The 20,740-nt window shown below is 70.2% G+C and carries 18 protein-coding genes and 1 pseudogene; 9 read left to right on the top strand and 10 right to left on the bottom strand.

Annotation, left to right across the window (positions count from 1 at the left end; all coding sequences use genetic code 11):
• Positions 1–186, top strand: a pseudogene (locus ACWF9G_RS18000) (4-hydroxy-2-oxovalerate aldolase); the annotation flags it as partial.
• A gap of 35 nt (positions 187–221) precedes the next feature.
• Here the strand turns inward: ACWF9G_RS18000 and ACWF9G_RS17995 are convergent.
• From ACWF9G_RS17995 to ACWF9G_RS17985, 3 genes are all read right to left on the bottom strand, one after another.
• Positions 222–2,630, bottom strand: a complete 2,409-nt coding sequence (locus ACWF9G_RS17995; RefSeq protein ID WP_452516512.1) for an MFS transporter — start codon at positions 2,628–2,630, stop codon at positions 222–224.
• A gap of 393 nt (positions 2,631–3,023) precedes the next feature.
• Complete coding sequence (locus tag ACWF9G_RS17990; RefSeq protein WP_452516511.1) at positions 3,024–3,185, bottom strand: hypothetical protein; 162 nt, start codon at positions 3,183–3,185, stop codon at positions 3,024–3,026.
• Complete coding sequence (locus tag ACWF9G_RS17985) at positions 3,182–4,054, bottom strand: NAD-dependent protein deacetylase (protein WP_452516510.1); 873 nt, start codon at positions 4,052–4,054, stop codon at positions 3,182–3,184. Before ACWF9G_RS17985 ends, ACWF9G_RS17990 begins: the two co-directional genes overlap by 4 nt.
• A 156-nt stretch (positions 4,055–4,210) precedes the next feature.
• Between ACWF9G_RS17985 and ACWF9G_RS17980 the strand changes: the two genes are divergently transcribed.
• Together ACWF9G_RS17980 and ACWF9G_RS17975 are read left to right on the top strand one after the other, a co-directional pair.
• Positions 4,211–4,666, top strand: coding sequence for a hypothetical protein (locus ACWF9G_RS17980; protein WP_379309159.1), 456 nt, complete (start codon positions 4,211–4,213; stop codon positions 4,664–4,666).
• A 147-nt stretch (positions 4,667–4,813) separates the two neighbouring features.
• Positions 4,814–5,239: a hypothetical protein gene (locus ACWF9G_RS17975; RefSeq protein ID WP_452516509.1), complete on the top strand. Its 426-nt coding sequence runs from the start codon at positions 4,814–4,816 to the stop codon at positions 5,237–5,239.
• Here ACWF9G_RS17975 and ACWF9G_RS17970 read toward each other — a convergent pair.
• The 5 genes from ACWF9G_RS17970 to ACWF9G_RS17950 all read right to left on the bottom strand — a co-directional run bounded on the left by ACWF9G_RS17970 (position 5,217) and on the right by ACWF9G_RS17950 (position 12,939).
• Positions 5,217–6,071 (bottom strand): acyl-CoA thioesterase domain-containing protein, encoded by an 855-nt coding sequence (locus ACWF9G_RS17970; protein WP_452516507.1) that lies wholly within the window; start codon positions 6,069–6,071, stop codon positions 5,217–5,219. The genes ACWF9G_RS17975 and ACWF9G_RS17970 overlap by 23 nt on opposite strands.
• Positions 6,072–6,149: 78 nt before the next feature.
• Positions 6,150–7,028 carry an acyl-CoA thioesterase domain-containing protein gene (locus tag ACWF9G_RS17965; protein WP_452516505.1) on the bottom strand — a complete coding sequence of 293 codons (879 nt, stop codon included), beginning with the start codon at positions 7,026–7,028 and terminating at the stop codon, positions 6,150–6,152.
• The gene (cobN, locus tag ACWF9G_RS17960) at positions 7,025–10,672 is read right to left on the bottom strand and encodes a cobaltochelatase subunit CobN (protein ID WP_452516503.1); all 3,648 of its coding nucleotides are present in this window, start codon (positions 10,670–10,672) and stop codon (positions 7,025–7,027) included. The genes ACWF9G_RS17965 and cobN overlap by 4 nt, the downstream gene beginning before the upstream one ends.
• Positions 10,673–10,854: 182 nt before the next feature.
• Positions 10,855–12,225 carry a DNA polymerase III subunit beta family protein gene (locus ACWF9G_RS17955; protein WP_452516501.1) on the bottom strand — a complete coding sequence of 457 codons (1,371 nt, stop codon included), beginning with the start codon at positions 12,223–12,225 and terminating at the stop codon, positions 10,855–10,857.
• A 45-nt stretch (positions 12,226–12,270) separates the two neighbouring features.
• Positions 12,271–12,939, bottom strand: a complete 669-nt coding sequence (locus ACWF9G_RS17950; protein WP_452516500.1) for a hypothetical protein — start codon at positions 12,937–12,939, stop codon at positions 12,271–12,273.
• 118 nt (positions 12,940–13,057) lie between these two features.
• On the opposite strand from ACWF9G_RS17950, the gene cobG reads away from it, so the two are divergent.
• Both cobG and ACWF9G_RS17940 read left to right on the top strand, forming a co-directional pair.
• Positions 13,058–14,248, top strand: coding sequence for a precorrin-3B synthase (gene cobG / locus ACWF9G_RS17945; RefSeq protein ID WP_452516498.1), 1,191 nt, complete (start codon positions 13,058–13,060; stop codon positions 14,246–14,248).
• Positions 14,249–14,343: 95 nt separating this feature from the next.
• Positions 14,344–15,435: an RNA ligase (ATP) gene (locus ACWF9G_RS17940; protein ID WP_452516496.1), complete on the top strand. Its 1,092-nt coding sequence runs from the start codon at positions 14,344–14,346 to the stop codon at positions 15,433–15,435.
• 11 nt (positions 15,436–15,446) lie between these two features.
• Here the strand turns inward: ACWF9G_RS17940 and ddaH are convergent, their stop codons facing one another.
• Positions 15,447–16,322, bottom strand: coding sequence for a dimethylargininase (gene ddaH, locus ACWF9G_RS17935; protein WP_452516494.1), 876 nt, complete (start codon positions 16,320–16,322; stop codon positions 15,447–15,449).
• A 136-nt stretch (positions 16,323–16,458) separates the two neighbouring features.
• Here ddaH and ACWF9G_RS17930 point away from each other — a divergent pair, with 136 nt between their 5' ends.
• From ACWF9G_RS17930 to ACWF9G_RS17915, 4 genes are all read left to right on the top strand, one after another.
• A complete protein-coding gene (locus ACWF9G_RS17930; RefSeq protein WP_379309169.1) occupies positions 16,459–16,896 on the top strand; it encodes an Lrp/AsnC family transcriptional regulator in 438 nt (145 codons plus the stop codon).
• 71 nt (positions 16,897–16,967) lie between these two features.
• Entirely contained in the window at positions 16,968–17,603 is a 636-nt protein-coding gene (locus ACWF9G_RS17925; protein ID WP_452516493.1) for a precorrin-8X methylmutase, read from the top strand.
• The gene (gene cobJ / locus ACWF9G_RS17920) at positions 17,600–19,315 is read left to right on the top strand and encodes a precorrin-3B C(17)-methyltransferase (protein ID WP_452516491.1); all 1,716 of its coding nucleotides are present in this window, start codon (positions 17,600–17,602) and stop codon (positions 19,313–19,315) included. The genes ACWF9G_RS17925 and cobJ overlap by 4 nt, the downstream gene beginning before the upstream one ends.
• 90 nt (positions 19,316–19,405) lie before the next feature.
• Complete coding sequence (locus ACWF9G_RS17915; RefSeq protein WP_452516489.1) at positions 19,406–19,948, top strand: PadR family transcriptional regulator; 543 nt, start codon at positions 19,406–19,408, stop codon at positions 19,946–19,948.
• A gap of 7 nt (positions 19,949–19,955) precedes the next feature.
• Here the strand turns inward: ACWF9G_RS17915 and ACWF9G_RS17910 are convergent, their stop codons facing one another.
• Positions 19,956–20,708, bottom strand: coding sequence for a cobalt-precorrin-6A reductase (locus ACWF9G_RS17910; RefSeq protein ID WP_452516517.1), 753 nt, complete (start codon positions 20,706–20,708; stop codon positions 19,956–19,958).
• Between the last annotated feature and the right edge of the window lie 32 nt (positions 20,709–20,740).

Raw genomic sequence — 20,740 nt, 5'->3', positions numbered from 1 at the left:
ATGATGGGCTACGCGGGCGTCTACTCCAGCTTCCTGCGCCACGCCGAACGCCAAGCCGAACGCTACGGCGTCTCCGCCGCCGAAATGCTCGTCCGAGCAGGCAAGCGCAAACTCATCGGCGGCCAGGAAGACCAGCTCATCGACATCGCCCTGGAACTCCAGCGCGAGGCATCCGTCAGCGCGTGAGCCGTGCGCCGCGTGGGATCCCACGCGGCGCACGATCAGCGGTGGTGCATCGACTCCTCGTTGTCGTAGCCGAGGGTGACGTCGTGGGTGATCTCGCCGCGGGTCACCGACACCTGGCTGGCGACCGGCGGATAGCCGCGCGCGACCACGGTGTACTCGCCTTCCGGGAGGTCGGGGACCAGATACTGCCCCTGCTCGTCGGTGCGGGTGGTGGCCGCCGGGTCGCCACCCGCGTCGAGGACGGTGATCTGGACGTCGGCGACGGGGCGGTCACCGTCGACCCAGGCCGAGCCGATCAGGATGGCCATCGGCTCGAGATCGATGTCGTGGTGCAGCGAACCCGTCTCCGGCACGGTCAGCGCGACCGCGGACGGGCGCATGTGGTCGGCGACCGCGACCAGCGTGTATGTCCCGCTCACGACATCGCGGCACACGTACACCCCGTCCTCGCCCGTGATCGCCGCACCGACGACGTCACCTTCGGGATCGGTGAGGGTCACGGTCGCGCCGAACAACGGTTCACCGCGCCGCGCCGACCGCACGGTGCCGGTGAGTTCACCTGCCCCGGTGAGCATGAGGTCGACATGCAGCGCCCGCTCCCCCAGCGAGACGCTCACCGCCTCGGGCTGATGGCCCGCCGCGGCGGCGATGAGGACGTAGTTCCCCGGCTGCGGCGCCGCGATGACATAGGCGCCGTCGGCGTCGCCGTTGCCGCGCGCCACCTGATGACCGTGCTGGTCGATCAGGGTGAGGATGGCCGCGGGTACCGGGCGGGCGTCGTCGCGGCGCAACAGCCCCGCGATGACCCGGCCGGTGGCGGCGGGCCGCAGGTGATCGACCATCTCGTGCGCGTCGTGCAGGCTCACGTCGCGCAGCAGCGTACCGTCCGAACCCTCCTCGGGCACCGGATCCTCGCGCAGCGGAATCTCTTTCATGAACACCAGCACCAGGCAGGCCACGATCGCGAGATCGGCGGCGAGCAGGAACACGCCCTGCATCGCGTCGGTGAAGCCGGCCAGGATCGGCATCCGCAACTCGTCGGGCAGCGCGGCGATGCCGGAGGTATCCCGTTGCAGCGCATCCAGACCAGCGGCGTCGAGACCGGCGGGCAGGCTGCCGCCGAACGCGGACAGGATCGATCCGGGCAGCCGATCGAACAGGACGGTGAGGAACACCGCGACGCCCAGGGTGCCGCCCAGCTGCCGGAAGAAGGTCGCCGAGGCGGTCGAGACCCCCATCTCGGTGCTCGGGACGGCGTTCTGCGCGGCGATGATCAGCGTCTGCATGCAGCCACCGAGGCCGAAGCCCATGATCGCGCTGTAGGCGAGCGGCTGCCACAGTGGGCTGTCGTAGCCGACGTGGGCGAACAGTGCGCAGCCGATCGCCAGGATCAGCGCGCCGAGGACCGGCAGCACCTTGTACCGCCCGCTGGCCTTGGTGATCAGGCCCGACAGCTGCGCGCCGACCATGATTCCCAGCACCAGCGGCAACATCAGCAGCCCCGCCTCGGTCGGCGAGAAACCACGCACGACCTGTAGATACTGCGGAACCATGGTGATCGCGCCGAACATCGAGACACCGACAAGGAAGCCGCCGAGGATCGCGATGCTGAAGGTCGGACTGCGGAACAACCGCAGCGGGATCAGCGCCGCGTCCTTCATGCAGAACTCGACGATCAGGAACAGCAGCAGCCCGCCCGCGCCGATGCCGTAGCAGAGCAACGACTTCGGCGACGTCCAGCCCCACACCCGGCCCTGCTCGGCCACGATGAGCAACGGCACGACAGCGACGACGAGGGTGAGCGCGCCCAACCAGTCGATCCGGCTTCGCCTGCGTGTATGCCGCACATTCAGCACCCGGGCGACGACCAGGAACGCCAGCACCCCGACCGGCACGTTCACCAGGAACACCCAGCGCCAGCCCTCGATCCCGCCAAGACTCTCGTACTCGGACAGGAACCCGCCGACCACCGGGCCCAGCACCGTCGCGATGCCGAACACCATGAGGAAATACCCCTGGTAGCGGACCCGTTCGCGGGCGGGCACGATATCGCCGACGATGGTGAACGCCAGCGACATCAGCCCACCCGCGCCCAGTCCCTGGAACGCGCGGCAGGCCGCCAGCTGGTACATCGTGGTCGCGAAGCAGCAGGCCGCCGAGCCGATGACGAACAGGGCGATCGCCAGCAGATAGAACGGTTTGCGCCCGTAGATGTCGGCCAGTTTGCCGTAGAGCGGCGTGGTGACGGTGGCGGTGATCAGGTACGCCGTTGTCGCCCATGCCTGTTCGTCGAAGCCGTCGAGACTGTTCGCGATCCGCACGATCGCGACGCTGACGATGTTCTGGTCGAGCGCGGCGAGGAACACCCCGAGTAGCAGGCCGGACAGAATCGTGAGTGTCTGGCGGTGCGTGAGGCGTGGTTCGGCAACGACGGTATCGGTCATGGAAAAGCCCTGGTTCTGATCGGCTGGCAAGTGGGGGTCGATCATGCGGCCCACACGAGGGCCGACAACCCCGCTGCGAGGAAAACTTTGCGCCGCGGGTGGAACTCTTCATGCACTGGTGCGCAGAGCTTACCCACGTCGAATACGCCGCCGTCAACGAGGGATCAAGTGACCGTTCATTTCGCACCGAATCGATAGGCGGCGGCGATCAGAACTGCCAGTTCGCCGATCGCGTGTCTCGGCCACGGAATGCACGACGACCAGGTTATTCCAGCGCGAGCGGCCGACCTGATTCACCCGGTACACCGGTGGCCGCGCTATTTCCTCGTCGATCGCGAGCATGATTTGGACGGTGCCTTGCGGATTCCGGCCGGTGATGTTGTAGAGCGATACCTACGCGAACTTCCGGGCGAGGCCGAAGGTGATCTGCGATGCCACCGACAGTTCCGCCGGACCGTTGGCCGCGATCAATTCCCGCAGCACGGTGAAGATCTCGAGAGAATACGGTTTGCCCGCGAAGAAGGTTTCGATCGCGGCGTCGACGGATTCGTTCATCGCCCGGCGATCGCGCTCGGTGTGATGAGCCGTTCGGCCAAGGCGCACAACGTCTCCGAGCAGCCTGCCGAAATCCGCACGGTGGCCAGATCGTCGCCGCGTGTGCCGCCGCGATTCACGATCACCACCGGCACACCGTTTTTCGCCGCCCGCCGCACGAAGCGCAGGCCCGACATCACCGTCAGCGACGAGCCTGCCACCAGCAGCGCCTGCGCGTCGTCGACCAGGTCGAAGGCCGCGGCCACCCGGTCGGCTGGCACGGATTCACCGAAGTAGACGATGTCGGGTTTGAGCATGCCGCCGCAGGTCGCGCAGTCGAGCATCCGGAAACGGGCGGTATCGGTCACCACCGCGTCCGCGTCGGGAGCGACTTCGATCCCGGTCGCCGCTGAAACATGTTCCGCGAAACCGGGATTTGCTTCCTCCAGACGTTCGGCCAGCGTCATGCGCGAGATCATCGCGTGGCAGCGCAGACAGCACACCCGCGCGTAGGTGCCGTGCAGGTCGATCACGCGACGCGCGCCCGCCTTGGTGTGCAGCAGGTCCACGTTCTGGGTGATCACGCCGGCGACCACCCCGGCGCGCTCCAGCTCGGCGACGGCCCGGTGCCCCCGATTCGGCCGCGCGGCGTCCATCCGCCGCCAGCCCAGGTGGTTGCGGGCCCAGTAGCGCTGCCGGAACTCGGCGTCGCCGACGAACTGCTGGTAGGTCATCGGGTTGCGCGGCGGCGAATCCGGGCCGCGATAGTCGGGGATTCCGCTGTCGGTGCTCAGGCCGGCTCCGGAGATCACCACCAGGCGGCGCCCGGCCAGCAGTTCGGCCGCGCGCTCCACCGCGGCCGCGGTGTCGTCCGGGGTGGGATCCACCATGAATCCACTGTACGAGCGGTCGCGGGCACGGCGGATGACCGGGTCGCGGCGGCGAACACGCCGCACCGAGTTGCGTACCGCGCAGGTCGGGCGACATGATGGCTCATCTGCCCGGCAGCACGCCACGCGTGCGAGATCGACCGTCAGAGGAAACCTGTGTCCGACAACGACGAGTACGGCCGCGCCGCGCTCAACGCCGCGGTCGACGGGACCATCGTCGCCGTCCGCCGGATGTTCTACGTCCTGGGCGACGACATCGACCGCACCGAGGGCCCGATCGAATTCACCTTCCACAACGGATCGACGCTGCTGCTCGACGCCGGCGTCGACGGCGCGGAACTGCGGATCGGCGCGGCGCCGTGGCGCGACCCGTTCGAACCGCTGGTCGACCCGGTGAACATCGAATACGTCGCCATCTCGGGTAAGTACACCGCCTTCGACGTCACCGACGAGCCGCCCTACGACGTGCTCGCGGGCCGCCGGGTCGACGCGGTCTCGGTCGTGCCGCTCCCCGACGGCAGGCCGCAGGCCGCCACGCTGTACCTCGGCGAGGGCATGGTGAAAGCGGAGTCCATCGCCGACGAACTGATCGTGACCCTGATTCCGGCATGAGTTCTTCGCGGTCGCGCGATCTTCGTCATGGCCGAGCAGACCGGCATCTAGGGCCTTCGAAGCCCGCCGACTATCGTCCCGATTCCGACCGATCGGCGGGATGGTGAACGTTCAGCGCATGCGGTGACACGGTGCGCGGTTACCCGCGTGGGGGTTCCGCTCGAGGCAGCATGGGGCGCGGCGGAGTGGGTGAACCGGGTGGCAGGGAAGGTGTGTGGGCGGGTGCGTGCAGCGGTGCCGGGGCAGGTCAGGTGGCGGGCGGGCTGGGGTGTGGCGGCGGGATTGTTCGTTGCCGTATTCGTCCTGGTTCCCGCGACATTCGCCGTGCAGGACGCGTGGGAGGTGCCGATGCCGCGGACGATCGCGTTCGCGGAGATCGAGCCGATCCGGACCTCGTACTGGCTCAGCTGGGCGCTGACCCTGGCCGCGCTGCTGACCCCGACGCTGCTGCTGGCGCTGCTCCCCGCGGCCCGGATGATCGCGCTCGGCTATCTGCTGACCACCACCGCGGCCGGGTTCGTGCTGTGCGCGACCACGGTGGGTCTGGCGTTCAGCGGCCTCGATCCGGCGTGACCTGGGACAGCGAGAACTCCTCGGACAGGTTGTCGATGACCGAGCCGTGGATCTGCCGGTGCTCGTTGGCCAGCGCGGTGGTGGTGCAGATACCGAAAGCGCCCTCGGCGTCGTAGAGGACCGCCGCACCGGCGGCAATGCCGTCGTCGCTGAGATGCGATTCCGCCTCGATGCCCATCTCGAGCCCGATCGGCATGCGCGAGAACGTGATCGAGACGTCGGTGTTGATGAACCCGATGCCCTCGGTGCCCCAGTTGGTGACCAGGCTGGTCTGCTCACCGGCCATGGCGGCGAAGCAGAACGGGGAGGATTCCTCGCCCGCGACCACGGGGATATTGCGCACCCACTTGCGTTTCCTGGCGTCGTTCTGGTGCTCGGTCATCTTCACCGACCACCCGTTGCCGTCGCTACCGAACAGGTGCATGGCCTCGTCGACGGTGGCGAGCGCGTCGCGCGGCGGCAGCGGACGTTCCCGCCCCGGCCGCCACACCTCCCCCGGCGGCTGGGTCGACCGCTTCAGCAGCAGCGCGCTGCCCCTGGCGACGGGCTCACCGCCGGAACGCAGCACGATCGCCACCGCGCGGACCCGTTTGCCGTCGCGCACCAGTTCGCTGTCGACGGTCAGCGGCACCGCGGGCACCGCCCGGTGCAGGTCGACGGTCAGCCGGGCGGGCGCGAACCCGTCGCCGCAGTAGCGCGCCTCGACTTCGCGGGCGATCAGTCCGCACACCGGCGGCCCGGACAGCGTGCTCGGTGCCCACAGGCTCATGGAGAACCGGGTGGGCTGGAAAACGCCGTCATCCTGCGTGAAGTACGCCGGAGAATTGCTCATTGCGACCCTCTTCTGCCCTGCGGCCGACACGCACGTGCCGTGGTGCGCCAACGCACCACGATCAGATTAGAACGCGTTCTAGTTTTCCGGCAAGTCGGCACCCTCAGGCGCGCGCTGCGTACCGCCGCGCAGCGGAATGTAGGCGTCGATCGCCGCGCCGCTGATCTGCCTGCGCTCGTTGGCCACGCCCGACACGGTGCAGACACCGAACTCGCCGTCCGCGTCGTAGAGCACGGCCGAGCCCGCGGCGATGCCGTCGTGGCTGAGGTGGTTGCCCGCTTCGATGCCCATCTCCGGGCCGATCGGCAACCGGGCGAAGGTGATCGAGACATCGGTGTTGATGAAGCCGATCCCCTCGGTGCCCCAGTTCGTCACCAGGCTGGCCTGCTCGCCCGCCATGGCGGCGAAGACGAACGGCGAACCGGCTTCCCCGGCCACCACCGCTATACCGCGGACCCACTTGCGTTTGCGGGTGTCGTTCTCGTGCCGGGAGATCTCGACGGTCCAGCCGTCACCGGACCCGTCACTGTCGAACAGGTGCACGGTCGGCGCGACCGAGGCCAGCAGCTCGGTCGGCGGCAGCGGCGGCTGCCGCACCTCGCGCCACACCTCACCCCGCGGCTGCGCCGACCGTTTCAGCAGCACTGCCGAGGCCCGCGCGACGACCTGGCCGTCGGCGCGCAGCACCGCCTGCGCCGCGCGCACCCGGTTGCCGTCGCGGGTCAGCTCGCTGTCCACGGTCAGCGGGACCGCGGGCACCGGCTGATGCAGGTCGACGGTGAACCGGGCGGGCACGAATTCCCCGGTGCGGTACCGGTTCTCGATCTCGCGGGCGAGCAGTCCACACACCGGCGGGCCGGACAGGATCCCGTCGGCCCACAGGCTCCGGCCCCACGACGTCGGCGTGTACACCTCGCCGTCGCGCCGGAAATACGCGGCGGACTGCTCGCTACTCACTCCAGCTCGCCCTCGGTCTCGAGGTAGACCTGACGCAGCTTGTCCAGCGTCTCGGGCTCGGGGTGCTCCCACAGCTTGCGCTCGGCGGCCTCGAGCAGGCGTTCGGCGATGCCGTGCAGCGCCCACGGATTGGACTGCTCCATGAACTTGCGGTTCACGTCGTCGAAAACGTAGCTCTCGCTGAGCTTCTCGTACATCCAGTCGGCGACCACGTTGGTGGTGGCGTCGTAGCCGAACAGGTAGTCGACGGTGGCGGCCATCTCGAAAGCGCCCTTGTAGCCGTGGCGGCGCATCGCCTCGAGCCAGCGCGGGTTCACCACGCGGGCACGGAACACGCGCGCGGTCTCCTCCGAGAGCGTGCGGGTGCGCACCGCGTCGGGGCGGGTGGAGTCGCCGATGTAGGCCTCGGGGTTCTTGCCGGTCAGCGCACGCACGGTGGCGACCATGCCGCCGTGGTACTGGAAGTAGTCGTCGGAGTCGGCGATGTCGTGTTCGCGGGTGTCGGTGTTCTTGGCGGCCACCGCGATCCGCTTGTAGGCGGTGCGCATGTCCTCGGCGGCGGGGGCGCCGTCGAGGTCGCGACCGTAGGCGTAGCCACCCCAGGTGGTGTACACCTGCGCGAGGTCGTCGTCGGTGCGCCAGCTCTTGGAGTCGATGAGCTGCAGCAGGCCTGCGCCGTAGGTGCCCGGCTTGGAACCGAAGATGCGGGTAGTGGCGCGGCGGGCGTCGCCGTGCTCGGCCAGGTCCGACTGGGCGTGCGCGCGAACGTAATTCGACTCGGCGGGCTCGTCGAGCTCGGCGACGAGCCGGACGGCGTCGTCGAGCAGGGCGAGCACGTGCGGGAAGGCGTCGCGGAAGAAGCCGGAGATGCGCACGGTGACATCGATGCGCGGACGGGCGAGTTCGTCGAGGGGGATCACCGCCAGGGAGGTGACGCGGCGGCTGGCCTCGTCCCACACCGGCCGCACACCCAGCAGCGCGAAGACCTCGGCGATGTCGTCACCGGAGGTCCGCATGGCCGAGGTGCCCCACACCGACAGGCCCACCGACGTCGGGTATTCGCCGTGGTCGGCGAGGTAGCGCGCCAGCAGCGACTCCGCCATCGCCTGGCCGGTCTCCCACGCCAGCCGCGACGGGACGGCCTTGGGGTCGACGGAGTAGAAGTTGCGGCCGGTGGGCAGCACGTTGATCAGGCCGCGCAGCGGGGAGCCGCTGGGGCCCGCGGGGATGAAACCGCCGTCGAGGGCGTGCAGGACTCGCGCGATCTCGATGCTGGTCTCGCGCAGGCGGGGTACGACCTCGGTCGCGGCGAACCGCAGGATGGTGGCGACCTTGTCCAGTCGCTCGGCATCGCGGTGTCCGTCACCCGTCGCGGCCCGGTGCCCGTCGAGGATCGCGGTCTCGAAGTCGGCGACCAGTCGCTCGACCGCGTCGACGGCCCAGTCCGTCGCCTGCAGTGCCGCCAGCAGTTCGCGGGCGCGGCCCTCGACCACGTCGACCCGCTCGCGGGCTTCGTCACCGGCTTCGCTGAGCCCCAGCGCTTCGCGCAGGCCCGGCACGTTCTGCTCGCCGCCCCACAGCTGGCGGGCGCGCAGCATGGCCAGCACCAGGTCGAGTTCCATCTCGCCCTCGGGCGCCTGGCCGAGGATGTGCAGGCCGTCGCGGATCTGCACGTCCTTGATCTCACACAGCCAGCCGTCGACGTGCAGCAGCATGTCGTCGAAGACGTCTTCCTCGGGACGCTCGGCCAGGCCGAGGTCGTGGTCCATCTTGGCGGCGCGCATCAGCGTCCAGATCTGCTGGCGGATGGCGGGCAGTTTCGCCGGGTCGAGGGCGGAGATGTTGGCGTGCTCGTCGAGCAGCTGCTCGAGCCGCGAGATGTCGCCGTAGGTCTCGGCGCGGGCCATCGGCGGGATCAGGTGGTCGACCAGGGTGGCGTGCGCGCGGCGCTTGGCCTGGGTGCCCTCGCCCGGGTCGTTGACCAGGAACGGGTAGATCAGCGGCAGGTCGCCGAGAGCGGCGTCGGTGCCGCAGGAGGCCGACATGCCGAGGGTCTTGCCTGGCAGCCATTCCAGGTTGCCGTGCTTGCCGAGGTGCACCATCGCGTCGGCGCCGAAACCGTCGGGCGCGGACAGCCAGCGGTAGGCGGCCAGGTAGTGGTGGCTCGGCGGCAGGTCGGGGTCGTGATAGATGGCGACGGGGTTCTCGCCGAACCCGCGGGGCGGCTGCACCATCAGCACCACATTGCCGAAACGCAGTGCGGCGATGACGATCTCGCCATGGGGGTCGGCCGACCGGTCGACGTACAGTTCGCCCGGCGGCGGACCCCACGCCTCGGCCACGGCCTCGCGCAGATCCTCGGGCAGGGACTCGAACCAGCGGGTGTAGGTGGCGGCGCCGATGCGAATCGGGTTGCCCTCCAGCTGTTCCGCGGTGAGCCAGTCCGGGTCCTGACCACCTGCGGCGATCAGGGCGTGGATCAGGGCGTCACCGTCGCGTTCCAGGAGGCCGGGGATCTCGCCGAGATCGCCGAGATCGTAACCGGCGGTGTGCAATTCGGTGAGCAGGCGGATCGCGCTCGCCGGGGTGTCGAGACCGACCGCGTTGCCGATGCGGGCATGCTTGGTCGGGTAGGCCGAGAGCATGATCGCGATCCGCTTGTCGGCGGCGGGGATGTGGCGCAGGCGGGCGTGGCGCACGGCGATGCCGGCGACCCTGGCGGCGCGTTCGGGATCGGGAACGTAGGTCGACAGGCCGTCGGCGTCGAATTCCTTGAACGAGAACGGGACCGTGATGATGCGGCCGTCGAACTCCGGCACCGCGACCTGGGTGGCGACATCGAGCGGCGACAGGCCGTCGTCGTTGGCCTCCCACTGGGCGCGGCCGCTGGTCAGGCACAGGCCCTGCAGGATCGGCACATCGAGGGCGGCCAGTGCGGCCACGTCCCATGCCTCGTCGTCGCCACCGGCCGAGGCGGTGGCCGGCTTGCTGCCGCCTGCCGCGAGGACCGTCACGACGAGGGCGTCGGCGCGGCCGAGCAGGGCGAGCAGTTCCGGTTCCGCGGTGCGCAGCGAGGCGCAGTAGACGGGCAGTGCGCGAGCGCCCTTGGCCTCGATCGCGGTGCACAGTGCGTCGATGTAGCCGGTGTTGCCCGCGAGGTGCTGGGCGCGGTAGTAGACCACGGCGACGGTCGGAGCGTGCGGTTCGAGGATGCGGGCGGTGCGGTCGAGCTCACCCCAACTCGGCAGTTCCACGGGGGGTTCGAAGCCGTGGCCGGTGAGCAGGACCGTGTCGGAGAGGAAGTTGTGCAGCTCGCGCAGGTTGTCCGCGCCACCGGCGGCGAGGTAGTTGTGCGCGTCGGCCGCGACGCCGACCGGGACGGTCGAGCACTCCATCAGTTCCGCGTCGGGGGCGATCTCGCCGCCGAGTGCCACCATCGGCACCCCGCTGGCCCGCACCGCCTCCAGGCCGTCCTCCCAGGCGCGCTTGCCGCCGAGGATTCGCACGATCACCAGATCGACGCCGTCGAGCAACCCCGGCAGATCCTCGACCAGCAACCGGGCGGGATTGCCCCACCGGTAGTCGGCGCCGCTCGCGCGTGCGCTCAGCAGATCGGTGTCGGAGGTGGACAGCAGCAGGATCACAGGGTGTGGCCTTCCTCGGGTGACGCGCCCATCGGGATGCGGTGTGGTGCTCGCCGGAGAGGGTCTGGCTGTTCACAGTGGCGCGACCGCACCGGATTTCCACCGGTTTCCTCGACGCCCGCCGAGCATCCCGATCGTACTGTCCGCCCTCGCATCGCAACTTTCCAGCCCGCGGGCGGCGGTCATCGGGAGGTCTCCTCGGTGTCGGGACGGCACGGCATAGCCAGGGTCAGCAGGTCGCCGTCGTCGGCGGAGCGGATCCGGGCGGGCAGGTCGGGGGCGATCAGGTCGAGCATCACGTCGGGGCCGACGGCGCCCGCGACGGCGGGGTACAGGGTGATGACAGCGAAATGGATCGTCATTCCGGGACCGGTGACGGTCGCGGGCAGCAGGACGGCATCGCCGTTCCCGGCAATCCGCACCGCCCGTGCCGGATCGGCGATGGCGCCCGCGACCGACGCCGCGCGGACGGCCTCGACATCCCTGGCGTCATAGCCATGGCCGAGGATGAACGCGAACGCGGGGGTGGCGGCGAGATCGGCACGCGTGAGCTCGTCGAGGCCGTGCTCCGGGATCACGTGCAGGGTGATCGTGGCCGAACCGGCCTGCTCGAGCGCATCCAGCAGCTCGGTTCTGTTCAGGACGACGCGGGTGACGACAGCGGGCAGCGCCGCCAGCATCGCGCGGTAGTCGGGAAACTCGTCGGCCGCGCGGCGGCAACGTCGCCGATCCGGGCCGAGCGCTTCTGCCCTGCCGTTCTCGGTCGGTGTCGTGTCTGCCTGCTCGGCCGAATCGCCGGAGATGATCTCGAGGTGGGTGGATCCGGGCCGGATCGCGACCGTATGCCTGCGGCGCAGCCAGGATGCGGCGGCGCGGAGGTCGTCGGCGTCGACGGTTGCCGTCCACTCCGCCGTCGTCGCGCGAGCGGGCCGCAGGCTCCGGGTGGCCAGGCGGTACCGGTCGGTGGCGGTGAGGATCAGTTCCTGCGTCCGTGCCTCGAGGTGAATGCTGTTGAGCACCGGCATCTCCGGATCCATGATCGTCGCGGTCGCGATCTGGTCGACAGCAGCCGCGAGCAAAGGCCCGCGCACCCACATGACGCTGTCGGCGAGCGGGTCCACAGCAGTACTCGCCCCGGCGCCGGTCGCCGAAACCGGTCCCGCCGCCGAGCCCGGGGCGATCGCCGAAGCCGTGCCCGATGCCACGAGCGGGCCGAAACGCACTGCGGCACGGGCTGCGTCGGCGGCTGCGCGCACCGACTCCAGTTGACGGTCCAGGCTGGTGAGGTAGCCCTCCACCAGTGTTGCGACGCGGGCCTGGTCGCGCTCGGTGAGGACGGTGATGACCACGGGCAGCGGCATGTCGACGGCACGCAGGTGCCGGATCAGCCGGGCGGTGCCTGCCTGGTCGGGCGCGTAGTAGCGGTAGCCGGTGATCTCGTCGACCACGGCGGGGACGAGGACGCCCGCGTCGGCGTAGAAGCGCAGGGCGCTGGTGCTCAGACCGCACGCACGGGCGAAGGCACCGATGGTGAGCAGTTCGGATTCGGACATCGGCACATCATCGGGGTTCGAGTGGCTCGAAGGTCAAGCCGACAGTCAGCCGCGGCGGGTGCCGGCCGCGACCATCTCCGGGGAGCCGGTGCCGAGGTTGCGGTACACGTTGGCGACCACCATCTGGCCGAGGGCGTTGTTGCCGACGCCGCCGATGACCGCGCCGATACCGGCCGGGATCAGGGTGCCGAACAGCAGCAGCGTGCGTTTGACGAGATAGTTGACCAGAAAACGCTTGGCCGGTGAGTCCGGCATGCTCGCCAGGCCGGGAATGTGGTCGGTGACGACCGAGAGCCACTGGCTGGTCTTGTGTCCCGCGGTCTCGTCGAGCAGCTTGGTGCCCGCGTCACCGAGCACCACCTTCGACACCAGCTGCGCGCGGCGCGGGTCGGCGGGGTCGAGGTCGTAGGCCGCGGCGGCGCCGACGGACAGCACCGAGGACGCCTCGAGGAACACGATGGTGTCGACGCCGGTCGCGGCCAGACCCAGCAGCGTGCCGACCCCGGGCACGGCGGCGGTGAGCCCGACGACGACGCCGCTGGTGGTGACGACGACCAGGTATTGGCGGGAGAGCCGCCGCAGCGTCTGCACCGGCGCGTCGTCCGGATGCCTGCGTTCGAGCCAGTCGACGTAGCGGCCGACCGCGGCGGTTTGCGCGTGCGCGGCCTTGTCCAGTGCGGGAACGACACGCTTGTCCACGAATTCACGCAGCATGCGGCGACCTCTCCTGTCGGCGATCGACCTGGCGAACGATTCCCGCCCACCCTAGGCGACGCGGCCCGGCGACGCCTCGCGTAGCCGCCCGCGTCGGCGGTCGTAGGCTGGACGGATCATGACCAGGAGCACTCCCGACTCTTGCCCCGGTGTCCTGCGACTGCACCAGGCCGCCGACGGACCGCTGGCCCGGATCCGGGTGCCCGGCGGCAGGCTCGAACCCGAGCAGGTGCAGGCACTCGCGGACGCGGCCGTCGACCTGGGCAACGGTCACCTCGAATTGACCTCCCGCGGCAATATCCAGCTGCGGCAGGTGCGTGACGCCGCCGCGCTCGCCGATCGGCTCGACGCCGCCGGCCTCCTGCCGAGCCGCACCCACGAGCGGGTCCGCAATATCGTCGCCTCGCCACTGTCCGGCCGGGTCGGCGGCTGGGCGGATGTGCACGGGCTCGCCGTCGGCCTCGACGCGGGTCTGCGCGCGGATCCGCGGCTGGCGGAGCTGCCGGGACGGGTGCTGTTCACGCTCGACGACGGTCGCGGCGATGTGAGCACGCTGCGCGGCGACATCGGTATCCAGGCCGTCGGGGCGGACGAGTTCGCGCTCCTGCTCGCCGGCGCCGACACCGGCGTGCGGGTGACGGCGAGCGAAGCGATCGACGTGATGCTCGACGCGGCGCGTGGCTTCCTCGATCTGCGCGGGACCGGCGAGGACGGGCAGTGGCGATTGCACGAGATTCCCGGCGGTGCCGAGCGGGTCACCGAGGCCCTGGACCGCTCCCCCGCCGGTGCACGCCTGGAACTCGGTGCGACACACACAGTTCCGATCGGCTGGCTGGATCAGGACAACGGATTGGTCAGCCTCGGCGCGGGCGTGCCGCTGGGCACCCTGCCCGCGCGGACCGCGGAATTCCTCGCGGCCGTCGAGCGGCCCGTCTATGTCACCCCGTGGCGCAGTCTGGTGATCACCGATCTCGACGAGGGTCCCGCAGAAACCGTGGTGCGGGTGCTGGCGCCGATGGGGCTGATCTTCGATGCGCAGTCGCCGTGGTTGCAGGTCAGCGCCTGCGCGGGCCGACCAGGGTGCGCCAAGTCGCTCACCGATGTCCGCGCCGACCTCGCCGCCGCCGTCGACTCCGATCGCGTGCTGCCCGGCGAACCGGGCACGGCGGAGATGGTCGTGCCCGCCGAGGACGTCTCCGTGGCGGGCCGTCAGCACTGGTCGGGCTGTGAGCGCCGCTGCGGCCGTCCCACCGGGCCGGTCACCGATGTCGTCGCAACACCCGACGGCTACCGCATCGACCCGTCGTGACCGCGCGCCTGCGGGACGGTTGTCCCGCAGGGAAATTCGATCGACCCTGTCGGTGCCGGCTCGTACGCTGACCTTCTCATCACGAGGGGGTTTCCATGTCCACACTGCAGGTGACGGCCGAGCGGCTCGTCGTCCTTCCACATCCGAACGCCGATCGGCTCGAGCTCGCCCAGGTCGGTTTGTACCGGGCCGTCGTGGCCAAAGGCCAGTTCGCGACCGGTGATCACGCGCTCTACATCCCGGAGCAGGCCCTCCTGCCCGAGGAGCTGATCGCCGAACTCGGACTGACCGGGAAACTGGCCGGGTCCCAGCGCAATCGGGTGAAGGCGGTGCGGCGGCGCGGGGAGGTGTCGCAGGGCATCGTGTGCACCCCGGCCGCGCTGGGCGGGGTGGATCTGGCGGCGGCCGCGGCCGAGCGCGCCGACTTCGCCGAGCGGCTCGGGATCGTCAAATGGGTTCCGCCCGTTCCGGTCTCGATGGCCGGACAGGTCGAGGCTGCCCCGGATCTGGTGCGGTGGATCGATGTCGAGAACATCAAACGCTTTCCGGATATCTTCACCGCCGGGGAGCCGGTGGTGGCCACGGAGAAGATCCACGGCACCGCCTGCCTGCTCACCCACGTGCGGGCCGACGACCGGATCCTGGTGTCCTCCAAGGGTGTCGGCGGGAAGTCGCTCTCGCTGACACCGTCCGAGGGCAACCTGTACTGGCGGGCGATCCGCACGCACGGACTCGACGAGGCCGCCAGGAAGATCGCCACCGCGCTCGACGCCGACCGGGTCGGGCTGTTCGGTGAGGTCTACGGCGCGGGTGTGCAGGATCTGCACTACGGTGCCTCGGCCGCCCACGACGAGTCGCTGGGCTTCGGCCTGTTCGACATCGCGGTGGACCGCGGCGGCGAGCCGGTGCGCTGGCTCGACCACCACGAGATCGGCACGCTGCTCGGCGAACTCGGCATCACCGTGCCGCGGGTCCCGGTCCTCTACGAGGGCCCCTACGACGCGGACCTGCTGCTGACGCTCGCCGAGGGCACCGAGACCGTCAGCGGTGCTGGCACGAACATCCGGGAGGGCCTGGTGGTCCGCCCTGCCACCGAGCGGCAATCTCCGGTGCTCGGCGGGCGGGCGATCGGCAAGATCGTCTCCGACGCGTACCTGCTGCGCGATGGCGGCACCGAGTTCGAGTGAGTACCGACGGTCTACGCGGGTGAGTGCGGCGTCGGCGTGTCACGGCGCGAGTGCAACTCCAGCACGCAGCACTTCACGCCGCCGCCGCCCTTGCGAAGTTCGGACATGTCGACCGGGACCGGCGCGAACCCGCGAGCCCGCAGCGCCGCGATGAGGCTGGTCGCGCCGGGGTCGAGGAAGACGTGGTGGCCGTCGCTGACGCCGTTGAGTCCGAAGCAGAGGGCGTCGTTCTCGTCGGCGAGGATCGCGTCCGGGTAGAGGGTGGTCAGGACGTCGCGGGCGGCGGGGCTGAACGCGGCCGGGTAGTAGGCGACGGTGGTGTCGTCGAGGACCATCAGCGCGGTGTCGAGGTGATAGAAGCGCGGATCGACGAGTTCGAGGGAGACCACCGGGAGGTCGAAGTACCGTTCGACCTCGGCGTGCGCGGCCGGCGCGCAGCGGAAGCCGACACCGGCCAGGATCCGGTGCCCGGCGAAGGCGAAATCGCCCTCGCCCTCGTTGGTTTCGCAGGCGGGCGCGAGGGCGCGCAGTTCCCTGGCCGCGAACCAGCGGTGGAACGCGGGGCCCTCCGCGGCGCGTTCGGGGTGGGCGAAGCGCGCCGAGAGCGCGTGCCCGTCGATCACGATTCCGCTGTTGGCGGCGAACACCATGTCGGGCAGGCCGGGTTCGCCGGGCACCGTCTCCACGCAATGCCCGTGTTCCTCGAGCACGGCCCGCAGGATCTCCCACTGGGCCAGGGCACGCGGCCGGTCGACGGGGGTGGCGGGGTCCATCCACGGATTGATCGCATAGGCGACCTCGAAGTGGTCGGGCCTGCACAGGACATAGCGGCGCGGGGTGGCGACCCGCGCGGGCGCTGTGGCGCGAAGGGGGGCTGCGGCGGTCATCAGGGCTCCCGGTGGCTGCGCGGTTCGAGTGTTCCTACGAAGGTAAATGTCGTCGCATTGCACGGGGAACACCGATTCGTTGCGCATTCTGGTGCGAGAATGGGGAATCATTGCGTCCAGGCAAGGGAGGAGTGACGTGGACGATCTCGATCGGCGCATCCTGGCAGTGCTGCTCACCCACGCGCGTGCCTCGTTTCAGGAGATCGGCTCGGTGGTGGGGCTCTCGGCGCCCGCGGTAAAGCGGCGGGTCGACAAGATGGTCGCCAGCGGGCAGATCACCGGATTCACCGCGCAGGTCAATCCGGCGGCGCTGGGCTGGAAGACCGAGGCGTACGTGGAGGTCTACTACCGCGACAACATCTCCCCCGCCGAACTGCGGCGAACGCTGGAACCGATCCCGCAGGTCGTCGGCGTCTGGACGATCGCGGGCGAGGCCGACGCGCTCGTGCACGTGATGGCCACCGACATGGCCGAGATCGAGGTGACGGTCGAACGGATCAGGGAGAACGCGCGGGTCGGTCGCACGCGCAGCTCACTGGTGATGTCGCGCATCCTCGAGCGGCCACGCACCTGAGATCGCGCGCCCGCGCACCGGAGCGACCCGCGACGAACACCACGTCCGGCCCAGGTTCTAGGGTTGACCGCATGTCCGACGTGCGTGCCAGCTACCTCACCGACGGGGCCGAGATCTATCGGCGCTCGTTCGCGACGATTCGCGACGAAGCCGATCTAGCCGGTTTCCCCGCCGAGATCGAGCGGGTGGCCGTCCGGATGATCCACGGCTGCGGACAGGTCGACCTGGCCGGTGACATCGCCTACTCCCCCGGGGTGGTCGCGGCGGCGCGCGCCGCCTTGCACGCGGGCAAGCCGATCCTCTGCGACGCCAACATGGTCGCCTCCGGCGTCACCCGCAAGCGCCTGCCCGCCGACAATCCCGTGCTCTGCAACCTCGCCGACCCGCGCGTCCCGGCGCTGGCCGCGCAGCTGGGCAACACCAGATCGGTGGCGGCGCTGGAACTGCTGCGCGACCAGCTCGACGGCGCCGTCGTCGCCATCGGCAACGCCCCCACCGCGCTGTTCCACCTGCTCGACATGCTCGACGCAGGCGCACCGAGGCCCGCCGCCATCATCGGCATTCCGGTCGGTTTCATCGGCGCCGCCGAATCCAAGCAGGCGCTGATCGACTTCGGTGGGATCGAGTTCCTCACCGTGCGCGGCAGGCGGGGTGGCAGCGCGATCACCGCGTCGGCGCTCAACGCGATTGGGAGCGAACAGGAGTGAGTGAGATCAGCACCGGCAAACTGTGGGGTATCGGCCTCGGCCCCGGCGATCCCGAACTGGTGACGGTGAAGGCGGCCCGCCTCATCGCCGAAGCCGACGTCGTCGCGTTCCACAGCGCGCGCCACGGACGCAGCATCTCGCGCGGCATCGCGGCGCCGTACCTGCGGGAAGGCCAGATCGAGGAGCACCTGGTCTACCCGGTGACCACCGAGACCACCGACCATCCCGGCGGCTACCAGGGCGCCATCGACGAGTTCTACGAGCAGGCCGCCGCCCGGCTCGCCACGCACCTCGCTGCGGGGCGCACCGTCGCGCTGCTCGCCGCGGGTGACCCGCTGTTCTACAGCTCCTACATGCACATGCACCGGCGCCTGGCCGACCGGTTCGAGGCCGAGATCGTTCCCGGCATCACCTCGGTCAGCGCGGCCTCGGCCGCCCTGGGCACCCCGCTCGTCGAGGGCGAGCAGGTGCTCACCGTGCTGCCCGGAACCATGCCCGTCGACCAGCTGACCGAGCGCCTGCGCAACACCGAAGCGGCCGCCATCATGAAGCTGGGCCGCACCTATCCCGGTGTGCGCCAGGCACTCTCGGACTCCGGACGGCTCGCCGACGCCTACTACGTCGAACGCGCGAGCAGCACGCGCGAACGCGTCCTCCCGGCCGCCGATGTCGACGACGCCGACGTGCCGTACTTCGCCATCACCCTTGTGCCGGGGCCGACGCCGACGACGCCGATCGTCACCCGCTCGCAGCCCGCGACCGCGCTGGACAGCAGGTCGGTAACGCCGGGCGCCCCCGCCGACGCAGGCCGCCCCGAATCGGCCACCACCGAGCCTGCGGCCGGCGCCCTTGTCGACGCGGCGCCGACCGGCGGCGGCCTCGCCGCGCCGACGACGTCCGCACCCGCCGAGACCGTCACCGCCGCCCAGGCCGAACTCGCAGGCGGCGATACCGGCGGCCAGCAGGGCGAAGTCGTTGTCGTCGGACTCGGCCCCGGCGATACCGCGTGGACAACGCCGGAAGTCACCGCGGCGCTGGCGGAAGCGACCGATCTGGTCGGCTACACCACCTACATCAACCGCGTCCCCGAGCGGCCGGGTCAGCGCAGGCACGCCAGCGACAACAAGGTCGAATCCGAACGGGCCGCCATGGCACTGGATCTGGCCAAGCGGGGCGCGCGGGTCGCGGTGGTGTCCTCGGGCGATCCCGGTGTCTTCGCGATGGCCGCCGCGGTGCTGGAGGTGTCGGCCGAACCGCAGTTCAAGGATGTGCCGGTTCGGGTGCTGCCCGGGCTGACCGCGGCCAACGCCGTCGCCAGTCGCGTTGGCGCGCCACTCGGGCACGACTACGCGATGATCTCGCTCTCGGACCGGCTCAAGCCGTGGGATATTGTCGTCCAACGACTTTCGGCGGTCGCGGCCGCGGATATGGCGATCGCGATCTACAACCCGGCCTCCTCGCAGCGTCGCTGGCAGGTCGGCGCGATGCGCGATGTCCTGCTCGCGCACCGGCCGCCGGAGACGCCGGTGGTGCTGGGTCGCGATGTCGGCGGCCCGACCGAGTCGGTCCGGGTGATCACCCTGGGCGAGCTCGATCCCGACGTGGTGGACATGCGTACGCTGCTCATCATCGGCGCGTCCACCACGACCGCCTTCGACACCGCCGAGGGCACCAGGGTGTTCACGGCGCGCCGGTACGGCACCGGCGAGTAGCGAACCCCGCGCGACACCGGCATTCTTGGTTGCCGACACACCCAGGGCGTAACATTCCACTTAGGAATGTAGTTCGAAGGGAGTTGACCGTTGACCGATACCGCGACTCGACGCCGCCCGCTGAACTCCACCGCGGCCTCGCTACTCGGGTTCCTGCACGAAGGTCCGATGTCGGGCTGGGACCTGGCCACCCAGGCCCAGCTCCGCATCGGCGACTTCTGGACCATCACCCAGAGTCAGGTGTATCGCGAACTGTCCGCCATGGATTCGGCAGGCCTGGTGACCAAGGGCGAGCGGGGCGCCAGGGAGCGCACGCCGTACCGGATCACCGACACCGGGCGTGAGGCGTTCGCCGAGTGGATCGCCCGCGATCCGGGCGCCGAGACGATCCGGGTGCCGCTGCTGCTGACATTGTCCTTCGGCGAGCACCTCGAACCTGCCCATCGCGATCGGATCATCGCCGCCAACCGCAACATCCATCAGGATCGCCTCGACCGCTACCTCGACGAGGACCCGACCGCCCTCGCGCCGCACCAGCGCGCCACCCTCGAATTCGGCATCGCCTACGAACGCGCGGTGCTGCACTGGTTCGACCAGCTCCCGCGCATCTTCACCCCGCCGAACACGGTCTGACCCGCGGTCAGCGCACCCGATGCGAGGCGGCGTCGTGCAGCCAATCCACGGCGGCGGCGACCTCGTCGACCGTCACCGCGCCGACGGGCAGCGGCGGCCGGTCGATCATCACGACAGGGAGCCCGGCGGTGCGGGCGGCGATGATCTTCGCCTCGGTCTGTTCACCACCGCTGTTCTTGGTGACGAGCACATCGATCCGATGCCGTGACATCAGGACGAGTTCGTCGTCGAAGGTGAACGGTCCACGCGCCAGCAGCAATTCGTAGCGCGGGGGCAGCGGAGCCGCGGGGGCGTCGATCGAGCGGATGACGAACCGATGCCGGGCGCAGCCGGCGAACGCGCCGACACCCTGGCGGCCGATGGTGAGCAGCACCCGCTCACCGTGGGGGGCCAGCGCCGCGGCCGCCGACATCAGATCGGGCACGCGCGTCCACAGGTCGCGGGGGCGCTGCACCCATTCCGGCCGCCGCAGGTGCAGCGCGGGAATGCCGAGTTCGTCCGCGGCGGTGGCCGCATGGGTGCTGACCTGGGCCGCGAAGGGATGGGTCGCGTCCACGACGGCGTCGATCGCGTTCTCGCGCAGCCAGGTTCGGAGGCCCTCGACACCACCGAAACCGCCTATGCGTACCGGACCGACCGGCAGCCGCGGATGAGCGACCCGTCCGGCGAGGGACGACACGATGTCGAGGCCCCGCTCGTCGGATGCGATCCGGGCCAGCTCCCGGGCTTCGCCCGTGCCGCCGAGGATCAGGACCCTCAGGGCTGCCTACCGACGCCGGCCGAACCCGCGCC

The organism is Nocardia sp. NPDC055029 (genome assembly GCF_053608525.1).
This window is presented reverse-complemented; position numbering and strand designations above follow the sequence as displayed.

Bases quoted from the DNA above. Each gene is read 5' to 3' on its own strand.
- ACWF9G_RS17990 (WP_452516511.1), bottom strand. From the start codon at position 3,185: ATGAACGAATCCGTCGACGCCGCGATCGAAACCTTCTTCGCGGGCAAA.
- ACWF9G_RS17940 (WP_452516496.1), top strand. From the start codon at position 14,344: ATGTCCACACTGCAGGTGACGGCCGAGCGGCTCGTCGTCCTTCCACAT.
- ACWF9G_RS17955 (WP_452516501.1), bottom strand. From the start codon at position 12,225: ATGTCCGAATCCGAACTGCTCACCATCGGTGCCTTCGCCCGTGCGTGC.
- ACWF9G_RS17970 (WP_452516507.1), bottom strand. From the start codon at position 6,071: ATGAGCAATTCTCCGGCGTACTTCACGCAGGATGACGGCGTTTTCCAG.
- cobG (WP_452516498.1), top strand. From the start codon at position 13,058: ATGACCAGGAGCACTCCCGACTCTTGCCCCGGTGTCCTGCGACTGCAC.
- ACWF9G_RS17925 (WP_452516493.1), top strand. From the start codon at position 16,968: ATGTCCGACGTGCGTGCCAGCTACCTCACCGACGGGGCCGAGATCTAT.
- ACWF9G_RS17985 (WP_452516510.1), bottom strand. From the start codon at position 4,054: ATGGTGGATCCCACCCCGGACGACACCGCGGCCGCGGTGGAGCGCGCG.
- ACWF9G_RS17950 (WP_452516500.1), bottom strand. From the start codon at position 12,939: ATGCTGCGTGAATTCGTGGACAAGCGTGTCGTTCCCGCACTGGACAAG.
- ACWF9G_RS17995 (WP_452516512.1), bottom strand. From the start codon at position 2,630: ATGACCGATACCGTCGTTGCCGAACCACGCCTCACGCACCGCCAGACA.
- ddaH (WP_452516494.1), bottom strand. From the start codon at position 16,322: ATGACCGCCGCAGCCCCCCTTCGCGCCACAGCGCCCGCGCGGGTCGCC.